The sequence below is a fragment of the Pseudodesulfovibrio nedwellii genome (assembly GCF_027923765.1).
In the GTDB taxonomy this organism is placed as follows: Bacteria; Desulfobacterota; Desulfovibrionia; order Desulfovibrionales; family Desulfovibrionaceae; genus Pseudodesulfovibrio; species Pseudodesulfovibrio nedwellii.
Window position 1 is genome coordinate 1,524,813 of the sequence record NZ_AP026709.1, and the last position, 14,032, is coordinate 1,538,844.

Here is a 14,032-nt window from a genome sequence, read left to right on the forward strand (position 1 = left end):
GAACATCCGGTCGAAATTTTAATTTCGGAATTAATGTTTTCGGAGAATTACCCGGAAACCGGAGAATTCCCGCTTTCAAACGAAGGCTTTTTCACTTTCCGAATATTTCTCCCCTGCTGGCTGCATTATTTCGAAACTCCGACCGGATTATATCGAAAAGCGCGGCTCGGGAATTTGGACGCTCTGGATAAGCTGCTCCGAATTGATAAACGAGTTATTGGAGACACCAAAATTTCACGCCATATAGCTCAATATGGAGCCAATCCAGCAAGCCCCGAATTCAAGCGACTCATCAAAGCTCTTGAAGGCGCACCTCGAAAGCTGAGTGTCACGAAAGTGAAAACCTTCCTTGCAGCCTTCTTGTATGGTTTGTCCAAGCACCTCGGCTCCCCACTCACCTATCCACAAGTCCAAGACCTCTTCGACCAATCTGCTCAAAAAAGAGGGATTGGACTCACTGACCCAGACTTGGAGATGTCCCCCCAGTCTTTTGAAAAGGCTGTTCGCCGCAACTTACTTTTCTGGGGTCTTCATCGGACCGGACAAAAATAAGATTAGAACTGTCCGAGACTCATGTGCCTCCGCTCGCTAGTTTCTATGCACGCCCTGCATATCAGGGTGAATGAAACTGCTTGGAGAAAATTATGACTAATCAGAAAATACTGCTCAATATTCAGGAAATCGCCGATATACTGCGCGTGCATAGATCAACTGTTTCGCGCATGCTAGACAGTGGTGAATTGCCCATTATTTTGGTACGCTCTCGCAAGCTCATCCGCTATACCGATGTGCTTGAGTTCATTGAAAACCAAATAGGGAGAAGCAAGGACGGATACTCGTGGGAGGACTAAGCTATGGCTACAGTCACCATCACCACACGCCCACGTAAGAAAGGCAAAAGCTACGTAATTCAATACCTGGAACCTGAATCCGGGAAAAAGCACCATCATGCGACATTCAGACGAAAGTCGCTTGCCATGCAGGAAGCCGACAAACTTCGCTCATTATTGGACGAGGGGAAGCTCCCTAAACCAAGAAAGAACAAGAAAAATGAGCTGGCGCAAACATTCGGCAGCATTGCAAATAAATGCGTTTACGAATGGCAACGCAGACACAAGGAAGGTGATCTAAGCATCGCCACTTTGAAAGGCTATCTGAGTTTCCTCAAACCATTGCTCAAGAAATGGGGCAAAACGGTTTTGGGGACAATCAGCAAAGAAGACTTACTTGATTACCGGGCGGAAGTTGCAGCCAATCGTTCTATGGCATTGGCAAACCGCCAGATGTTCATTCTCAAGCAAGTCTTTGCGAAGGCTGTTGAATGCAAAGCCATCAAGAAAGCCCCAACCACAGGTATTAAATATCTGAGTGAAAAGGGACATGAGCGAAAGCAATTCATGCAGCCATAAATGGTTGAAAAGCTACTTGAGAAAGCAGCCAAAGGTCGTGCAAAACACTATCTACCTTTAGCAACCCTGCTGGCAGTTGAACATGGCTTGAGCAAACAGGAAGTCTTGGATTTGCAATGGTCTGACATTACTTTGAATTATGGTGAAACTGGAATCATCCGATTCTACAGAACCAAGACCAAAGTAGAACGAGTCCACCGGATCATGCCCAGAACGAGGAAGGCGCTCCTGGCTCGCAAAGCTCACATCAGCAAGATGCGAAAACTCAGAGGAATCTCCAACAAAGGAGATTTCGTTGTAGGGCATCTGGATGGCAGCCGGATGAGCGAATTCAAATCGGCATGGAAAAGTGTTTGTAAATCACTTGGCCTCAAGGACTTCCATTTCCACGACAACAGGCATACCTACTGCTCCAACATCATTATGGCAGGCGGCACGCTCAAACATGCTAAGGAGATGATCGGCCACAAGACGCTCCGCATGGCGGATCGTTATTCCCACCTCGAAGCAGCAAGAGAAAACGTCATTCAGGACAACCTGGCCGCTCATTATGAAGCCCCAAAAGCTATGGCCTCGAAAAAAAGGAACACATAGCGGACATATTCTCGAGACAGCCCCCAAAGACATGAAAAAAGGACTCCAAGTATTCACTTGAAATCCTTATTTTTCTTGTGGTGGAGCTGGAGGGAATCGAACCCACGACCTCTTGAATGCCATTCAAGATTGCCTGTGGGTGCGACAATGGATTAACCAACTAAAAACAAAGAGCTTTCGCCCGAATATTCTGATTTGAGCATCGTGTGCACGTCGTGTAGGAGGCGCCTGATTTCAATGGATTACGCATGTTGTAGCTGTGGATTGGGACACAAAAAGGACACGAGACATCCCTTTATAGATTACTTGCCACTGGAAAACCAAATCAACCAGGATACTCATATGTATCAATAAAACTGGATGCGCGCGCCAAGAAGTACTTGACCTCAAATGGTCACACATTGGTCTGAAGTTTCAGAACTCTGGATTTATCAACTTCTTCCGCACCAAGAATACGCAAGAAAGGCTCTACTCAATCATGCTGAGAACAAGAGAAGCCCTGATCAAGCGAAAGGCTCATCTCGAAAAAATGTGGGATCAAAGCAAAAGAAGGATATGTCATCGGATGACTTAATGGCACTCTGTTTACCAACTTCAACAAAGCCTGGCACACCATCGGCAATACATGCGGAAGCTCAACTTCCATGGCAACTGCCAAACTTACGGCACGAACATCGTGCTGACAGGCGACCCGACCAAACATACGGCGGCCATAATCAGACACAAGGATCCACGCATGACTGAGCGTATACACCAACCTTGAGACATTGCGGCATAATCCGGTGCAGGACAAGTCAGCCGCACACTAAGAAAACAAAAAAACATTTAGGACACATAGGTGACATAAAATCGACTTTTGGTAGAACGGATGGGGGGACGAACCCACGTCTCTAAATATATTCCTTGGGTGCACCTACCAACACACCTGTAATTAGTCTACTTATTCATCGTATAGCGACTTCGGGCACTATACAACAGCGCGTGCAATAGGTGTGGAATGTCACTACTTGAACATTGTGCAGAAAACTGAACGGACATATAACGGATACGAAATCAGCAAACAGTTTGTTAAACTCAAACTATTTCATTGATATTTTATATTTTTTCAGCTTCGAATACAAAGATGTCCGTCCTATCCCCAACAATTCAGCGGCCCTGCTCTTGTTCCAATTACATTTATCCAATGCATCGACAATGGCCTGCTTTTCCATGGTAACGAGTGTACTTTGTTGGGGGGATTGCGGGACTGTAGTGCCCAATCGGGAAGAAATGTCAGAGGGAGTAATGAGGTCATTCTGGACAAGGACCACAGCTTGCTCCATAACATTTTCCAGTTCTCGTACATTTCCAGGCCATGGGTATTCTTGTAGTATTGAAAATACTCTAGGATGAATTTCTACGGATTCCCGTTCTTGTTGTTTTGCATATTTTTTTAGAAAGTGTCTTGCCAGCAGGATTATGTCGCTTTGGCGTTCTCGTAAGGCGGCAATTCAACGGGAATGACGTTCAGACGATAAAAAAGATCTTCTCTGAAATTTCCAGTCTTGGCTTCTTTTTCGAGATTCCTGTTAGTCACCGCAATAATGCGGATATCTCCTTTTATAGTATGATCACTTCCCAACCTTTCGAACTGGTGATCTTGTAAGACTCTGAGGAGTTTGACCTGGGTGGAGTGGGGAATTTCTCCGATTTCATCAAGGAACACCGTTCCGCCTTCGGCTTGTTCAAATCGTCCTTTTTTGGTTTTGATTGCGCCGGTAAACGAGCCCTTTTCGTATCCAAACAATTCGCTTTCAATAAGCGTTTCAGGATATGCGGCACAGTTAATGACGACAAATGGCTTGGACGCCCGTAAACTTTTTTCATGCAGTGCGTGAGCCACTAACTCTTTTCCGGTTCCGCTTTCGCCCTGAATGAGTACTGTAGCGTCTGACGGACCAGCATTTTCTATGAGCGAATATATTCGTTGCATCGAAGGATGGCTGCCTACAATGCCGCAAAAATGTACCTCACCTCCAGGACTGACGCGCAACCGACGAAGTTCCTCTTCTTGAGCTATGGCGCGTAAAATACTGTCCATGACGTGCGAAAGAATTAATCTCGCCATTTCCGCTTCTTGTAAACGGGATTCATGTTCCGTTGGGGAGGCAAAACAGAGGGCACTGCTAAATTGACCATGTGCGTGGCTTAAAACAATACTGAATTGATCTGCTTGGCAGAAAGAAAATGGAAGCAGGTTTTCAGGTATGGGGAGTTCAGATATAAGAATTCCGGGCTGTGTCAATTCCAGTGCCGTAATGGTTTGAGCAATGACATCGGTTTCATATTCCATTCTGACACCTTGTGCGCTTAGGATAAACAGCGTGTCGCGAGCAAGGGTGGGAACAATTATTAAAACATCTTCGCACGAAAACATTTCACATTTTTTTTGTGTAACACCTTCCCCATAGCATGCCTCGGCTCCCTTACGGACAAGGGAGTCGAGGCACTTGGGAAAAGAAGTAATATAATGGCCCCGCCCCTTTAATAAGCTCTTTGGCTTTTCATCAAAGTCAGCCGAGGCTGCCAACAAACTTGTTCATGAAGTACAAGCTAAATGTAAGAAACAGGTTCATCCCATTACCTTAAATCACAACTCAGTGGTCCGACAAAGTGACCACATTTCTTACAACCAAGCCCACTTTAGGCCTTCTCCGTGTAGAATGGTCATTTTACAGTTGTCCTTCAGTTGGAATGTCAGTAATTCTGATTTTGAGGTCAAACCATGAGAAAAATGCTAGTTATCACACGCGACGGAAGCCGCTCCGAGGATGTTGGGAATTTATTAAATCGAAACGACGATATCCTGACGGAAACAACGTTGGAATCGTCAGATCCAAATGATGATCGAGAAGTGGACACACTTTTCGTTGATGTAGGATCATTGGTTGGGAATAACGAATCTATTAATAAAGCACTTCAAGGACTTTGGGAGCACTACCCTTCAGCCGCAATCGTGGTCATGGCCGAAGAAGAACAGACCAAGGCTGCAGTTGACGCGGTTAAAGCTGGAGCCTTCGACTATCTCACCCACCCTATTGGCAAAGAAGAACTCGGTCTCGTTATGGACAAAGTCCATGAGTCTGATGTGTTACAATCTGAACTTGATTATTTGCGTGGCCAATTCTGGAATGAAGATTCTCTTGATTATGTAGACACACGAAGCCAAGCCATGCGGGATGTTTTCGTCAAGATCAGACAAGTCGCCGGGACTCGAACTACCGTCCTCCTCACAGGAGAAACCGGAACCGGGAAAAGTCTCATCGCCAAACTCCTTCACAGTCACAGTAACCGTAAGGATATGCCCTTCATCAGTTTACATTGTGGAGCTATCCCGGATTCCCTGGTGGAAAGTGAACTGTTTGGTCATGAAAAGGGATCATTCACCGGCGCTGTCCGACGTAAACTCGGCAAGTTCGAACTCGCTCATGGAGGGACTCTCTTTCTCGATGAAATCGGCACGGTAAGTCAGTCTGTGCAGGTCAAACTTCTTAACGTCATTCAAGAACGAATTATTCAACGCGTAGGCGGAGAAAAAGACATCCATGTTGATGTTCGCATCATTGCTGCCACCAATGAGGATATGGGACAGCTTTGCGACGAAGGTCGATTCAGACGCGATCTATTTTACAGACTCAATGTTTTTCCCATATGCATACCACCGTTACGCAACAGGATTGAGGACATTGCTCGAATATCAGAAAGTTTCATCCAACAATTCAACGGCCTTTTAAATACTGAAATCAAAGGCATCCACCCCGAAGTTCTCGACGCATTTCAAGAATACGACTGGCCCGGCAATGTTCGGGAACTCGAAAATATCATTGAACGTGCCTGTATTTTGGAAGCGACTGAAGTCTTACAACCAGAGAGCTTCCCTCCTGACCTTCTCGACACTCAGAGAGAGATAATGACCTCCCCCATAAGGACCAGCCTTCCAATCAAAGAGGCTCGACAGATAACCATCGACAAATTCGAAAAACAATATTTATCCAGCCTGCTTGAGCAATGCAATGGTATTATCAAGGACTCCGCAGAAAAAGCAGGCATCAGCACTCGACAGTTGAACAAACTCATAAAAAGACACGGCTTGGAACGAAAGGACTTCAGGCTGTCAAAATAGGAACTCCTGGTTCCCATACGAGAAACACAAGAACTAAAAGTTCTTATCTCTATCTATGCCGCTAATATAATAGATCATACTTGACTAAACCACGCTCAAAACGACTCAACTTTTCTCAAATTATCCTGCAGAAACTCCTTCTTTCCTACAGAAAGGAACTATGAGTTCCCTTCTGTGACCTCACAAAAGATCTCTTTGTGTTAAATTACAACCACTTAAAGCCTTGGCACGTTCTCTGCTAACTTTCCTTCGTCCAAAGTAAGGACGAGAAAGTATGAAACGACAAAAAACATCTGCGCATCAAAAGGAAACCGTTAGGGGGGTCGTTGTTCCTAAAGAATGGGACAATAGCTTCCAAGTAACGGAGCTCCTCATTGCCTGCAAGGATGAACGTGAGATTCGCGTTGAAAATCTGGACAAATTTCCGATCCTATTCTCACTTTCTCAAAAAGAGGCAAGAATAACTGGCACCATCCTAAAAGATGACGGGGACGAATCCATTATTGTTGAACATATTGATGTTATTGAAAAGACAACACTGAGCTAAAGTATGCAGATATTTTTTACGGCAATGCTCATATCGGCCTTAATGATTGGAACATTTACAGCACGAGTCTATGCCGAAGATCAGCCGCACAACCCCATTGAAATCAAAGGGCTGGTGGTCAACTCCGAAAAAGGCCTAACCATCAACGACGGAACGCAGGAATATCTTCTCCTCGGCGTTGACGATATCGGCATAGAAGGACGCACCTGTATCATCTTTGGTGATCTAATTTACAACACAGAAATGCCAGTCATTGATGTATTTGAAGTTCATCTGTCCTCAGACGAATTCCTTCACGATGACAACATAGGCATTGATTACAACAGGCAATTCTTGACTCGGACTGTGCAATACCATTCTGGACATGCACGCCAATTGACTCCCTGCGGACTGGCATGCTGGTATTGCGCAAATAGGACCTTCGAACAGGGAAAGAACGATGTGCCGATAGTCGGCACATCGTTCTGTTCATGACAACCGCAGGAAGGGCGACATAACCATGGAAACACCCATGATTAAAAATGAAGTTTTTGAGGGCGATGTTTGCGAAGTCAACATTACCTCCGGAGTTTCTCCAAAAGACGTTGAAAGTCTTCTCGATATGGCGAGAACCAGTGGTTTGTTCACTCCCAACGAATTGCTCGCAGCCGAAGACATGGCATGGGGCTGCGCTTATCAAGGGGATAACACTTCATGCTGTTTTCTACAGGCCAAGATCAACACACCCGATGGTGATAAACCTATAGGGTTTCTATGCTTTGCCGAAATTTCTCATTGGGCACACAATTTTGAACTGTTCGGAATCGCCGTAACTCCTGAATATCAACGGCTTGGAATTGGTTCAGCCCTCATCGTGGAAATGGAACGCATCACGTTGGCTGCCAATGGGAAACGCATTCTCCTTGAGACTGGCGACAGCCGTGACTTTGAAGAACTCCGGCTTTTTTATGAAGCAAACGGTTATGTTATGGAACAACATTTTTTCAAACAATTCATCCCCAAAGACGATGGTGTTGTTTATTGCCGCTTACTTGAATCCGTCGAGAACAGCGATAATTTCCAATAGAGGACAAAAGCATGGCTTCAGACATCTATGAAGACACTATTTATGGTCAAATCCTTCCTGTGGACTGGAATAATGATGCCGTGACAGGCCTCATCCTCCTTGTGGATGGAGAGGAAGAGTTCATCATCGAGAATGATGATAACGGCGAAAGGCTTACAGATCACATAGACAAATGGGTGACAGCTCAGGGCATTGTTGAAGAAACTGATGATGAATATCGCATCCGAATCCGCAATTTCAAAGTGGATGACGAACTTGATTATGACAATGATGACAAATGGTAGATCCTATTTCCGCAGGCAACCATAAAAGCTTGTCTCATCATGTACAGACCAATCAAAGCATCCTGTGAGAATACAGAAATGATACATCCCAATACTGAAGTGCGCTTCGTCAATCCGACTATTGGATATGGCGTTTTTGCAACAGTAGATATCCCTCGTGGAACCATTGTGTACGTCAAAGACCGACTGGAAATTGAGTTGTCCGACACGGCATTTAATGAACTGGACGAGCAACACAAGATCATAGCCGAAAAATATTCATACATAGACGAACACGGTGTCCGTATCCTGAGCTGGGATCACGCCAAATTTGTCAACCACAGATGTGACTGCAATACCATGAGCACAGGCTACGGTTTCGAGATAGCGGTACGCAACATATGGAAAGATGAAGAAATCTGCGATGAATATGGGCTGTTTAACCTTGAAGAAGTCACCCCAATAGCATGCGGCTGCATTGGGTGTCGCAAATTACTTCGCCCTGATGATGTTGATAATTTCCACACGCTTTGGGATGAACAAATTCTTTCCGCCTTGGAAAAAGTTACCTCAGTACCCCAACCACTTATGAAATACATGGATTCAAAAACCAAAGCACTGCTCAGAGCGTACCTTTGTGGTGAAGACCCTTACACGTCAGTACTTGCATTGAAATATCACCAAAACAGGACTAACACGTCGAAGATTTTGACGGACAGTACACCGCATACCAATCAAGGATACAATGGCTAAAACTCCAAAACAACCGAAGATGATCATCGGGTGGCGGGAGTGGATCTCGCTGCCCAATTTTTTTATTCCGGCCATCAAGGCCAAAATTGATACCGGGGCCAAAACCTCGGCGATCCATGCTTTTCAAATCGAACCGTTTGAAAGATCGGGAGAGAAATATGTTCGCTTTTATATTCACCCTCTTCAAGGGCGCGACGACGTGTCCATTCCTTGTGAAGCAAGAGTAATCGACAAACGAAAAGTGACCAACTCCGGCGGAATAGGCCAAAAAAGATATGTCATAGGCACCACCGTTGAGATTGCGGGGCGGCAATGGGAAATCGAACTCACCCTGACCAACCGGGATGAGATGAAATTCCGAATGCTCCTTGGCCGTTCAGCCATGAAAGGGGTTCTCATTGTCGACCCACAACAATCTCATCAGACCGGAATAGTCAACACAGAAAAAATCTATAAAGACTAAAGACAGAATGAAAATAGCAATCCTTTCGAGAAAAAAAAACCTGTACTCCACGAATGCTCTAGTGGAAGCAGGTGTTGCCAACGGGCACGACATGCACGTCATCAACCCATTGCGCTGCTACATGAATATTGCCTCCCACAACCCGACTATTCATTACAAAGGAGAAGACCTGTCTGATATTGATGCGATCATCCCTCGCATTGGTGCATCCATTACATTTTACGGCACAGCCGTAGCGCGGCAATTTGAGATGATGGGCGTATATAACCTAAACGAATCGGTGGCCATTACCCGATCCAGAGACAAATTACGCAGCATGCAACTCCTATCACGCAAAGGCATCGGCCTCCCCGTGACCGGCTTTGCAAACTCTACAAAATTCACTGACGACCTCATCAAGATGGTCGGAGGTGCTCCACTTGTTGTCAAACTACTTGAAGGCACACAGGGTATCGGCGTTGTCCTGGCAGAAAACAATCAAGCAGCCAAAAGCGTTATTGAAGCTTTTCAGGGTGTGAAGGCCAATATTTTGGTTCAGGAATACATCAAGGAATCAAAAGGGAAAGACATCCGCTGCATCGTCATTGGAGGCAAAATTGTCGCATCCATGCAACGAAAAGCTCCGGCCGGAGAATTTCGCTCCAACCTCCATAGAGGCGGATCAGCATCCACAGTCAAGATCACTCCAGAAGAACGTTCAACAGCCGTTAGAGCAGCCAAAATAATGGGGCTTAATGTATGTGGCGTCGACCTGCTCAGAACAAACCACGGTCCGGTGGTTATGGAGGTCAACTCATCTCCTGGACTTGAAGGTATTGAGACTGTCACAGGGAAAAACCTTGCGGCCAAGATCATCGAATTTATCGAGAAGAATGCCAAATCAGGCGGCAACAAAACCCGAGGCAAAGGGTAGGCCGCAAGGCCGGAAGACGAGGCTGATCATGAAAAAAAATGTTGTGACTATATCTGGTATTAACAAATCCTTTGATGGAGATATCGCTCTCAAAGACTTCACCCTTTCCGTTCGAGATGGAGAATTTCTGACCCTGCTCGGTCCATCAGGATGTGGCAAGACCACTCTCCTACGCATCGTTGGCGGCTTTGAAACGTGTGACAGCGGTGAAATACACATCGACGGACAGTCTGCCACAGGAGTTCCGCCCGAAAATCGTGCCGTGAACACGGTGTTCCAAAGTTACGCCCTATTCCCCCACATGACCGTATTCGACAATATCGCCTTTGGGCTTCGTATAGCGGGAAAAACAAATTCTGAAATATCCAAAGCTGTACTTGATGCTCTCAAGCTGGTTCGTCTTGAAAACACTCGACACAAGATGCCCGCTGAGCTGTCTGGCGGCCAACAGCAACGGGTTGCCATTGCCCGTGCAATCGTCAATAAGCCTCGGGTTCTCTTGCTGGACGAACCTCTTTCAGCTTTGGACTACCGCTTGCGTAAACAAATGCAAAAAGAATTGAAGGAACTCCAGCAAACTCTTGGTATCACCTTCATCCTTGTGACTCATGACCAGGAAGAAGCCTTCACCATGTCTGACCGCGTGGTTGTCATGGATCATGGTCAAATTGTACAAGTCGACTCACCACGCGCCATTTATGAAGAACCTGCCAATCTCTACATAGCCAGCTTCGTCGGCGAAATAAACGTGCTGGATGGTATCATTACAGGTCGCGGCGAAAGCCACTATGTAGCTGATGTTGAGAATGTATCCGTGATCGTCAAATCGAAACGGGATTTCGCCATAGGCGACCCCGTACATGTGCTGCTTCGGCCTGAGGATTTTCGGATCGAAGTCATGCACGATCTTGAAGAATCGTCAACGCTAGCAAAGAAATTCGCCAAGGCTCTTCTTAAGGGGACAGTGGAATCCACCTATTACAAAGGTGCGACCTACGACGTCGACATCATCCTGAATGACGGAAAACGAATTCTTGTAACGGAGTTTTTCGATGAAGACAGCGAGTCTCTCTATTTCAATCAGGGAGACCGTGTTGCAGTGGGTTGGTTTGAAGGCTGGGAGGTAGTATTGCCCCATGAAGGATAACCATTTTTTCAAGAACCTTGTCATATGGGGAACGATTGGATGGATAGCCATTTTTGGAGCTATTCCTACCCTCATGCTCACGGGTGTCAGCTTCCTCAAGAGTCATACGTCTAACCTGATCAAACCAAGCTTCAACTTGAGCAGTTATATCCGTTTGGCCGATCCCACTATAGGCACAATGGTTATCAAATCGCTCTTCATGGCAGCCTCGGCAATGCTTCTTTGCCTTCTTATTGGGTATCCTTTTGCCTACATTATTGCCCGAGCTGAAAAACGGCACAGTCGAAGGATGCTTTTGCTCGTCATGATCCCTTTCTGGACCAATACGCTCATCCGCACCTACGCTCTGGTGGCAGTTCTCAAGGCTGATGGAGTCCTGAACAAGACTCTCATGTTTCTGGGGCTGATCGATACCCCCCTGAAAATCATGTATACTCAGACCGCCGTTTTCATAGGACTCATCTATACTCTACTCCCATTCATGATTCTCCCACTATATGCAGCCATTGAGAAACTTGATTTCAGATTACTTGAAGCATCAAGGGACCTCGGCGCAAATCGCTGGAAATCATTTCGAAAGGTCACCATCCCCCTGACCATGCCAGGCATTATTTCCGGGTGTATGCTGGTCTTCCTACCCGCCCTCGGCATGTTCTATATTCCGGACATTCTGGGAGGCGCACGAACCATGCTTCTTGGCAATTACATTCGAGATCAATTCCTTACCTCACAAGATATTCCAATGGGCGCTGCCGCAAGCGTTGCCCTAACTCTTATTATGGGCCTCATGCTGTTAACGTACTATAGAAGCCTCAAAAATTCGGGAAGGACAATACGGCCATGATGCAATTCCTCAAATCCGTATATGCGTGGCTCATCTATCTCTTCCTCTATCTTCCGCTGGCAGTCATGGCATTCTATTCGTTCAATGCGTCGAAGTACTCTCTGACGTGGAAAGGCTTCACGCTCAAATGGTACGGAAAACTACTGACCAACACTAACCTGTTCGATGCCGCACTTCGTTCCCTGACCATTGCCATACTCTCGGCGACCATTGCCTGTATAATCGGTACACTGACAGCCTTCATGCTACATCAATATCGCTTTCGAGGGCGTAAAGCGATATTGGGTAGCCTTTTCGTAATGATGATGTCGCCCGACATCGTCATCGGCATATCCCTGCTTGTCCTCTTCCTCGCTGCAGGTTTTACTCTTGGCTTCTGGACGCTTCTGATGGGGCATGTAACTCTCTGCGTCCCATTTGTCGCAGCGACCGTGTACTCTCGCTTCGAAGGCTTTGATATCTCTGTTATCGAAGCGGCCAAAGATCTCGGGGCCAATGAGTATCAAGTTTTTAGCCGTATAATTCTCCCCATGGCCATACCGGGCTTTGTTGCCGGATGGCTGCTCAGTTTCACCCTGTCGCTAGATGATGTTATCATTAGCTTTTTCACAACCGGCCCAACTTATGAAGTCCTGCCTTTACGAATCTACTCCATGGTTCGTCTGGGGATCAAACCCGACGTCAACGCGCTCAGCGTGGTGATGATTGTCATAACCGTAGTCGCAGTCTTCCTGTCTCGGCGACTGCTCAAGGAGAAAAGATGAAAAAATTCTTATTTGCACTCGTTTTTATTGTCCTTTGTTCCGCTCCATCCTATGCAGAAAATGAAGAACTTTTCCTTTATATTTGGTCCGAATACCTCCCGGATGAAATTGTGGAAAATTTCACCCAAGAAACCGGTATTAAAGTTCACATATCAAACTACGACAGCAATGAAGCGATGCTCACAAAGATCAAACTGGCAGGCCAAGGCTATGATTTGATCGTTCCGTCTTCGGACTATGTAGGCCTGATGCGCAGAGAAAACCTCCTGCTCCCACTCGACAAGTCAAAACTATCCAATTTCACAAACCTTTCCTCTGCGTTCGTGGATCAGCCATTCGACCCTGACAACACCTTTTCCGTACCGTATATGTGGGGGTCCACATCCATCATTGTAAACACCGGCACACTCGGTTCCGCAGCTATCGAAAGTATTGCCGACCTTTGGAAACCGGAAATGGATGGAAGACTCATCCTTCCCAATGATATGCGGGATGTTTTTTCTGTCGCCTTGAAACTACTCGGATACTCTGTCAATGAAACCGACCCGGCACACCTTGAAGAAGCATATCAAAAATTAAAGATCCTCTTCCCCCGAGTTCGCGCGTTTGATTCGGACTCTCCCAAACAAGCACTTTTATCTGACGAAGTTTCCGTTGGCGTTGTATGGAACGGAGAAGCGTATATCGCCAACACCGAAAACCCAAATATCCAATACATATATCCCCCCGAAGGATTCAGTCTTTGGATGGATTCCTTGTGCATTCCCAAGGGTGCCAAGAATCTTGACGAAGCTCATGCCTTCTTGAACTATTTACTCCGCCCAGACGTGGCCGCCGCTCTCAGCACGGAAATGGGTTACTCCACACCCAACGCTAAAGCCATGGACCTTATTCCCGAAGAAATACGCACCAATCCCATCGTGTACCCGACCGAAGCAGAAATCCAACACGGTGAATTCCAAGACTATTTAGGGGAAGCTCTGAAGATGTATAATGATTATTGGGTCAAACTGAAGACAAACTAATCGGCTCATATTCATGTTCATTTGTACCATCTAACGATGAGCATCGTAGACCACTCAAATTCATTCTTCGCACCGTAAAAAA

18 protein-coding genes are annotated in these 14,032 nt (G+C 46.1%); 16 read left to right on the plus strand and 2 right to left on the minus strand.

Annotation, left to right across the window (positions count from 1 at the left end; all coding sequences use genetic code 11):
* The first annotated feature begins 33 nt into the window (after window positions 1-33).
* The 4 genes from SYK_RS07230 (at window position 34) to SYK_RS07245 (ending at window position 2,003) form a co-directional block, all read left to right on the plus strand.
* Window positions 34-552: a hypothetical protein gene (locus tag SYK_RS07230; RefSeq protein ID WP_281762919.1), complete on the plus strand. Its 519-nt coding sequence runs from the start codon at window positions 34-36 to the stop codon at window positions 550-552.
* Window positions 553-644: 92 nt separating this feature from the next.
* Window positions 645-851 (plus strand): helix-turn-helix domain-containing protein, encoded by a 207-nt coding sequence (locus SYK_RS07235; protein ID WP_281762920.1) that lies wholly within the window; start codon window positions 645-647, stop codon window positions 849-851.
* Between the two features lie 3 nt (window positions 852-854).
* Complete coding sequence (locus SYK_RS07240) at window positions 855-1,409, plus strand: hypothetical protein (RefSeq protein ID WP_281762921.1); 555 nt, start codon at window positions 855-857, stop codon at window positions 1,407-1,409.
* Entirely contained in the window at window positions 1,410-2,003 is a 594-nt protein-coding gene (locus SYK_RS07245) for a site-specific integrase (RefSeq protein WP_281762922.1), read from the plus strand.
* Between the two features lie 1,079 nt (window positions 2,004-3,082).
* Here the strand turns inward: SYK_RS07245 and SYK_RS17745 are convergent.
* Together SYK_RS17745 and SYK_RS07250 are read right to left on the minus strand one after the other, a co-directional pair.
* Complete coding sequence (locus tag SYK_RS17745; RefSeq protein WP_488663692.1) at window positions 3,083-3,493, minus strand: AAA-type ATPase lid domain-containing protein; 411 nt, start codon at window positions 3,491-3,493, stop codon at window positions 3,083-3,085.
* On the minus strand, window positions 3,460-4,335 hold the full coding sequence (locus tag SYK_RS07250) for a sigma 54-interacting transcriptional regulator (protein ID WP_281762923.1): 876 nt from the start codon (window positions 4,333-4,335) through the stop codon (window positions 3,460-3,462). Before SYK_RS07250 ends, SYK_RS17745 begins: the two co-directional genes overlap by 34 nt.
* A 432-nt stretch (window positions 4,336-4,767) precedes the next feature.
* Here SYK_RS07250 and SYK_RS07255 point away from each other — a divergent pair, with 432 nt between their 5' ends.
* From SYK_RS07255 to SYK_RS07310, 12 genes are all read left to right on the plus strand, one after another.
* Window positions 4,768-6,165, plus strand: a complete 1,398-nt coding sequence (locus SYK_RS07255) for a sigma-54-dependent transcriptional regulator (RefSeq protein ID WP_281762924.1) — start codon at window positions 4,768-4,770, stop codon at window positions 6,163-6,165.
* A 274-nt stretch (window positions 6,166-6,439) separates the two neighbouring features.
* Window positions 6,440-6,712 (plus strand): hypothetical protein, encoded by a 273-nt coding sequence (locus SYK_RS07260; RefSeq protein ID WP_281762925.1) that lies wholly within the window; start codon window positions 6,440-6,442, stop codon window positions 6,710-6,712.
* 3 nt (window positions 6,713-6,715) lie between these two features.
* Window positions 6,716-7,186, plus strand: coding sequence for a hypothetical protein (locus SYK_RS07265; RefSeq protein ID WP_281762926.1), 471 nt, complete (start codon window positions 6,716-6,718; stop codon window positions 7,184-7,186).
* Window positions 7,187-7,223: 37 nt separating this feature from the next.
* The gene (locus SYK_RS07270) at window positions 7,224-7,778 is read left to right on the plus strand and encodes a GNAT family N-acetyltransferase (RefSeq protein WP_281762927.1); all 555 of its coding nucleotides are present in this window, start codon (window positions 7,224-7,226) and stop codon (window positions 7,776-7,778) included.
* 11 nt (window positions 7,779-7,789) lie between these two features.
* Complete coding sequence (locus SYK_RS07275) at window positions 7,790-8,062, plus strand: hypothetical protein (RefSeq protein WP_281762928.1); 273 nt, start codon at window positions 7,790-7,792, stop codon at window positions 8,060-8,062.
* A 39-nt stretch (window positions 8,063-8,101) separates the two neighbouring features.
* On the plus strand, window positions 8,102-8,794 hold the full coding sequence (locus tag SYK_RS07280) for an SET domain-containing protein (RefSeq protein ID WP_281762929.1): 693 nt from the start codon (window positions 8,102-8,104) through the stop codon (window positions 8,792-8,794).
* A complete protein-coding gene (locus SYK_RS07285) occupies window positions 8,787-9,257 on the plus strand; it encodes an ATP-dependent zinc protease family protein (protein WP_281762930.1) in 471 nt (156 codons plus the stop codon). The genes SYK_RS07280 and SYK_RS07285 overlap by 8 nt, the downstream gene beginning before the upstream one ends.
* 7 nt (window positions 9,258-9,264) lie before the next feature.
* Window positions 9,265-10,170, plus strand: coding sequence for a 30S ribosomal protein S6--L-glutamate ligase (rimK, locus tag SYK_RS07290; protein ID WP_281762931.1), 906 nt, complete (start codon window positions 9,265-9,267; stop codon window positions 10,168-10,170).
* A gap of 22 nt (window positions 10,171-10,192) precedes the next feature.
* On the plus strand, window positions 10,193-11,317 hold the full coding sequence (potA, locus tag SYK_RS07295; protein WP_281763248.1) for a spermidine/putrescine ABC transporter ATP-binding protein PotA: 1,125 nt from the start codon (window positions 10,193-10,195) through the stop codon (window positions 11,315-11,317).
* Complete coding sequence (gene potB / locus SYK_RS07300) at window positions 11,307-12,161, plus strand: spermidine/putrescine ABC transporter permease PotB (protein ID WP_281762932.1); 855 nt, start codon at window positions 11,307-11,309, stop codon at window positions 12,159-12,161. Before potA ends, potB begins: the two co-directional genes overlap by 11 nt.
* Window positions 12,158-12,925: a spermidine/putrescine ABC transporter permease PotC gene (gene potC / locus SYK_RS07305; RefSeq protein WP_281762933.1), complete on the plus strand. Its 768-nt coding sequence runs from the start codon at window positions 12,158-12,160 to the stop codon at window positions 12,923-12,925. Before potB ends, potC begins: the two co-directional genes overlap by 4 nt.
* On the plus strand, window positions 12,922-13,950 hold the full coding sequence (locus tag SYK_RS07310) for an extracellular solute-binding protein (RefSeq protein WP_281762934.1): 1,029 nt from the start codon (window positions 12,922-12,924) through the stop codon (window positions 13,948-13,950). Before potC ends, SYK_RS07310 begins: the two co-directional genes overlap by 4 nt.
* The last annotated feature ends 82 nt before the right edge of the window (window positions 13,951-14,032 follow it).

Coding starts and splice junctions, on each gene's coding strand:
- SYK_RS07230 (WP_281762919.1), top strand. CDS start 34: ATGTTTTCGGAGAATTACCCGGAAACCGGAGAATTCCCGCTTTCAAAC.
- SYK_RS07235 (WP_281762920.1), top strand. CDS start 645: ATGACTAATCAGAAAATACTGCTCAATATTCAGGAAATCGCCGATATA.
- SYK_RS07240 (WP_281762921.1), top strand. CDS start 855: ATGGCTACAGTCACCATCACCACACGCCCACGTAAGAAAGGCAAAAGC.
- SYK_RS07245 (WP_281762922.1), top strand. CDS start 1,410: ATGGTTGAAAAGCTACTTGAGAAAGCAGCCAAAGGTCGTGCAAAACAC.
- SYK_RS07250 (WP_281762923.1), bottom strand. CDS start 4,335: ATGGAATATGAAACCGATGTCATTGCTCAAACCATTACGGCACTGGAA.
- SYK_RS07255 (WP_281762924.1), top strand. CDS start 4,768: ATGAGAAAAATGCTAGTTATCACACGCGACGGAAGCCGCTCCGAGGAT.
- SYK_RS07260 (WP_281762925.1), top strand. CDS start 6,440: ATGAAACGACAAAAAACATCTGCGCATCAAAAGGAAACCGTTAGGGGG.
- SYK_RS07265 (WP_281762926.1), top strand. CDS start 6,716: ATGCAGATATTTTTTACGGCAATGCTCATATCGGCCTTAATGATTGGA.
- SYK_RS07270 (WP_281762927.1), top strand. CDS start 7,224: ATGATTAAAAATGAAGTTTTTGAGGGCGATGTTTGCGAAGTCAACATT.
- SYK_RS07275 (WP_281762928.1), top strand. CDS start 7,790: ATGGCTTCAGACATCTATGAAGACACTATTTATGGTCAAATCCTTCCT.
- SYK_RS07280 (WP_281762929.1), top strand. CDS start 8,102: ATGTACAGACCAATCAAAGCATCCTGTGAGAATACAGAAATGATACAT.
- SYK_RS07285 (WP_281762930.1), top strand. CDS start 8,787: ATGGCTAAAACTCCAAAACAACCGAAGATGATCATCGGGTGGCGGGAG.
- rimK (WP_281762931.1), top strand. CDS start 9,265: ATGAAAATAGCAATCCTTTCGAGAAAAAAAAACCTGTACTCCACGAAT.
- potB (WP_281762932.1), top strand. CDS start 11,307: ATGAAGGATAACCATTTTTTCAAGAACCTTGTCATATGGGGAACGATT.
- potC (WP_281762933.1), top strand. CDS start 12,158: ATGATGCAATTCCTCAAATCCGTATATGCGTGGCTCATCTATCTCTTC.
- SYK_RS07310 (WP_281762934.1), top strand. CDS start 12,922: ATGAAAAAATTCTTATTTGCACTCGTTTTTATTGTCCTTTGTTCCGCT.